5 protein-coding genes and 1 tRNA gene are annotated in these 4211 nt (G+C 59.5%); all 6 read right to left on the bottom strand.

The window, feature by feature from the left end; translation table 11 throughout:
* Positions 1-108: 108 nt before the first annotated feature.
* Positions 109-1752, bottom strand: a complete 1644-nt coding sequence (locus ACU0FH_RS08525; RefSeq protein ID WP_231886445.1) for a restriction endonuclease — start codon at positions 1750-1752, stop codon at positions 109-111.
* Positions 1753-1965: 213 nt separating this feature from the next.
* Positions 1966-2040 (bottom strand) — tRNA-Phe (locus ACU0FH_RS08520).
* Between the two features lie 115 nt (positions 2041-2155).
* Positions 2156-2347 carry a DNA gyrase inhibitor YacG gene (locus tag ACU0FH_RS08515; protein WP_067268003.1) on the bottom strand — a complete coding sequence of 64 codons (192 nt, stop codon included), beginning with the start codon at positions 2345-2347 and terminating at the stop codon, positions 2156-2158.
* Positions 2344-3378 (bottom strand): ribonuclease E/G, encoded by a 1035-nt coding sequence (locus ACU0FH_RS08510; RefSeq protein ID WP_067268004.1) that lies wholly within the window; start codon positions 3376-3378, stop codon positions 2344-2346. The genes ACU0FH_RS08515 and ACU0FH_RS08510 overlap by 4 nt, the downstream gene beginning before the upstream one ends.
* Positions 3375-3953, bottom strand: a complete 579-nt coding sequence (locus ACU0FH_RS08505) for a Maf family protein (RefSeq protein WP_067268006.1) — start codon at positions 3951-3953, stop codon at positions 3375-3377. The genes ACU0FH_RS08510 and ACU0FH_RS08505 overlap by 4 nt, the downstream gene beginning before the upstream one ends.
* Positions 3954-4042: 89 nt before the next feature.
* Positions 4043-4211 (bottom strand): translation initiation factor IF-1 (infA, locus tag ACU0FH_RS08500; RefSeq protein ID WP_446194231.1); only part of this gene is annotated, 169 nt, incomplete at its 5' end.

The raw sequence follows: 4211 nt of genomic DNA, 5'->3' as shown, positions 1-4211 counted from the left end.
TTGCCTGCGTGTCAGCCCGCTTGTCAGCGCGATCCGCACCGCATCAGCGCGGAATTCGTCCGTGCGTTTCGTTCCCATAGTTCGTCTCCTTTGCTGCAATAAATGCTATCAAAGGAGCGGCATCAAACCGTGACACGTCCAGCACGTGTTGTCGCCTGCGTCCGCCTTTAGCCAGTTGAGCATTTCCTCCCGCGAGCTGGCGTTGTAGCTGCCGTCGATATGGCGAACTTCGGTGCTTAGATGACGGTCGTCGTCGATCAGGTCGTTGCTAACGTATTCGTCGACAACCTGCGTGAACTCATCTTCGATGATCTCGGATTTCTTGATGCTTTGGCAGAAGGCCAGAGCGCGCTTCATGGGGCGCGGGTCAAACTCCAAATCCTTCGCGAGGTCGCTTTTCGTCAGCGCCTTATAGCACCCGATGATTTTCGTCGCGTCATCCAGTGTCAGCTCTGGGCCGTCCTTGAGGCGGTTTTGGATGGTTTGAGAGACCAAGCCTTCGTCAACAGCAAGTACGACGACCTTGTAGTCTGTGAGAAGCTGGTTCTCCACCGCCCAACCAAAGCCACGATGGAAGAGGTCTTTGCCGAACTTGGTTTCGTCATCCATCGACGCCAAGCGGGCGTCGTAGTCGTCTGCCTTACGCTTGGCCGTATCAGCAAAGATACGAGGCGTCGCGGTCATATAGAGGCGCTTCTTTGCCGCGACATAGTCGTTGTCGTGGATGCGAACAAAGTTGCTGTCGTCCTCATCCTTCAGTGTAACGCCTGTGGTTCGGTGTGCCTCGTCGCAGATCACCAAATCGAACTCTGGTAGTTCGTGGTTCTTTTGGGCGCGCGTAAGAACGTCAATCGAATGGTAGGTCGAGAAGACTACCGTCATCTGATCTGAGGGTGCGGATAGGACCTGACGAGCAAGTTTTTCAGGGTCTGTCGTCGCCGGGAAGGCCAGATCATGCACGTTTAGATCAAGACTGTCAGCGTCAGTTCTTCGCCCCACCTTCGAGTCAGAACAGGCAGAAAATGCCGTGAACACGTCTTCGCTGTCGTTCTTCCATTCCCGGACGGTTTGGGACATCAGCGCAAGCGATGGAACCATGAAAAGAACGCGCTTTCCCGACCCTGCCAGAGTTTCCGCAATTCGTAGGCCTGTGAAGGTCTTGCCCGTACCGCACGCCATGATCAGCTTGCCGCGATCTGCGGCTTCCAGCCCTGCCTGCACTTCACGCAATGCGTCTTGCTGGTGATCTCGCAGTTGTTTCTTGGGTGCTAAACTAACTGTGCCAGAACGAATAAACTGGGACCAATCAATGCGGCTTGCCTCAAGTTCGGCAACGCTAATGCGGTTCCAATCCTTTGAAAGTTTACCCAGCGTTTCCCGCGTGTTGCGGCCTAACTCTTTAAGAGTTGTATCCGCGATGACCAATCGGGTGAACAGATCATTGGATGCCGCCGAAATGAAACTGTCTATATCGGATTTCTGAATGCTGTGATTGGGCGCGTAGAACTTGCACTGAATCGCCGCATAGCCTGACCCGTCAGACAGCGTTCCAACAAGATCGATACCGGTGTCCGCGTTGCTCCAGCCTTGAGACGTCGCCCAATCGGCGAACGGCTCAACCTTTGAATAGTACTGACGTTGAGTGTCGTCGTTTTCCATAAATACCCGAACAAGGCGTTCAAAATAGTCGCCCTTTTCGCGTTCGGTCCGCGCTGACGCGCGATACTCATCCAAAATGTCTTGTAGAAGCACCTGCAGCGACCTCAGCTTATTGATTTTGTTGTTATGGCTATTCGCCTTACCGTAACCCTAGCGTGCGTTGGGCGGACCGTCTAGCAAACCGAGACAGCGGGCGAAATGAGTGCCGCCGAAAACTACAGACGGCGAACCGTACATAGAGCTGTACATAGCAACAATCGGCACACCGCCTAGGTTGTTGTTTTTTATAGCGTATTCTATGATGAATGGTGCCCGGGGGCGGAATCGAACCACCGACACGAGGATTTTCAATCCACTGCTCTACCCCTGAGCTACCCGGGCACGGGTCACCTCTTTCGAGGTCGGGTGAGCGGGTTCTAGGACCTGTGGCGCGGGGTGTCCAGCCCCATTTTGCCCTGAAACCCACTTCTTTTCAAAAAACGCAAATTTTCCTGTGTTAATGGGGCTTTGCGGGGCGGTCTTGTGCCGCTTCGGCGGCGTCGATGGCGGCTTCCACGTCTTCGGGGTCGCGCGAGGGGACGGCGTAGCTGCCGTTGAACCAGCGGCCCAGATCGATGTCGGCGCAGCGGCGCGAGCAGAAGGGGCGATGCGCCTTGACGGTTTCGGCTTTGCAGATCGGGCAGCTCATTGGCCTGCCCCTGTCAGCACCTCCGCCAGCACCGGGCGGGCGCGTTTGCGTTGCAGCTCGTAATGGCCCAGAGGCGTCCAGCCGACCAGCGTCGTATCCACATCGTCGGCGCGGAAAGCGGCGCGCAGGGCGCTTTCAAACGTCCGGCGGTCCTTCTTGGGCATGGGCGCAAGGTCGAGCGTGATCTGCCCGCCCAACCCGCGCAGACGCAGGGCACGCGGCAGCGCTTTGGCACAGGCCATATTGGCCTTCACCCCGGCGGCGAGCGAGGCATCGTTGCCGGTGTTCACATCGACCGCAACCAGCGCACGTGTCGGCTCCACAAAGATCGACGCGCCGCCGCCGAGCGGCACCTGCGCCGAGGCCACGCGGTCGAGCTCTTCCAGAACGCCGTGGTCGTCAAAACCACCGACCTCGGTCACCACCTCGGCGGGCGCGGTCCAATCGCGCCAAGCGAGCAGATGCGGGCCATCGCCTTCGCTCAGCACCTCCATCTGTTGCGCGTCATCATTGGCCACGGTATCCGCCAAGCTGAGCATATTGGCGATATCCTCGGCGATATCCTCCGCATCGGCACCGGCGCAGGAGGACCGCAGGATCAAGCCCAGATCGGCCCCACCCGCCACCTCATGGGCGATTTCGAGCAGCCGGTCGCGCTCTTCCTCGTCCTTGATGCTGCGCGAGATGTTCAGCCCCGGCGCATCCGGCGTCACGATGGCATAGCGCGACTTAAAGAGCAGCTTATTGGTCACCGGGATCGCCTTGCCCGGCTCGGCATGGCCCGAGACCTGCACGAGAATCGTCTGACCCGGGGCCAGCCCCTTGATCTGACGCAGGAACGCCGGGCCATCGGGGGTCTTGAGGAACATGCCCCCCTGCCCCTTCACCGGACGATCCGCAATCGCGCGGTAAACGGTGCCGACGCGCGGCCCGTCACTGTCGATCAGAAAATCATCCAGCTTGCCGTCCACCATCAGGGCGGCGGCCTCGATATCACCGAGATGGTCGAGAATAATCGTACGGCCCTTCATGGCGTCCTTCCGTCAAATGGGTAACCTGCGGCTTGCAGCAGGTTCGCAGCCTCGGCCAATGGCAGGCCGACGATTGCAGTGAATGAGCCGCTAATCCATGGGATCAGCGCGCCCGCGGGGCCTTGGATACCATAGCCGCCCGCCTTGCCGCGCCAATCGCCGGTGGCGAGGTAACGGCGAATTTCGGGCTCGGACAGAGATTTCATCTTCACATTGCTCTGCACATCACGCTGCCAGAGCTTTTCGCCGCGCTTCACGGCGACGGCGGTGACCACCTTATGCCGACGGCCCGACATCAGCCGCAAAAAGGCTTCGGCCTCGGCCTCATCCTCGGGCTTGCCGAGGATGCGCCGGCCAAGCGCCACGGTGGTATCGGCGCAAAGCACGATATCCTCCGCCCCCGCGGGCACCGCCGCCACTTTCTCGCGCGCCATTCGGGCGCAATAGGGGCGCGGCAGCTCGGCCTTATGGGGGGTCTCGTCGATGTCGGGGGCGCGAATGGCATCGGGGGTCACGCCGATCTGGGCCAAAAGCTCCAACCGGCGCGGCGATCCTGATCCAAGAATGAATTGCATCTTATGGGCCTCTTTGCCTGAGGCCGGCGGCCCGGTCGGGGCCGCGCACGGCCCCGCCTGCGCCGCGCAACGCGCGAACGCGGTGCCGCTTACTTGAAGCGATAGTTGATCCGACCCTTGGTCAAATCATAGGGTGTCATTTCCACCTGAACCTTGTCGCCAGCCAGAACACGGATGCGGTTTTTCCGCATCTTGCCTGCCGTATGCGCGATGATCTCATGGCCGTTTTCCAGCTCGACCCGAAACGTCGCGTTAGGC

This window comes from Heliomarina sp., assembly GCF_052826185.1.
Note: the sequence above shows the minus strand (reverse complement) of the source record. Positions and strands in the feature narration are given on the sequence as shown.

Excerpts from the sequence above, each read along its gene's own strand:
- ACU0FH_RS08515 (WP_067268003.1), bottom strand. The coding sequence starts at position 2,347 with ATGAGCTGCCCGATCTGCAAAGCCGAAACCGTCAAGGCGCATCGCCCC.
- ACU0FH_RS08510 (WP_067268004.1), bottom strand. The coding sequence starts at position 3,378 with ATGAAGGGCCGTACGATTATTCTCGACCATCTCGGTGATATCGAGGCC.
- ACU0FH_RS08505 (WP_067268006.1), bottom strand. The coding sequence starts at position 3,953 with ATGCAATTCATTCTTGGATCAGGATCGCCGCGCCGGTTGGAGCTTTTG.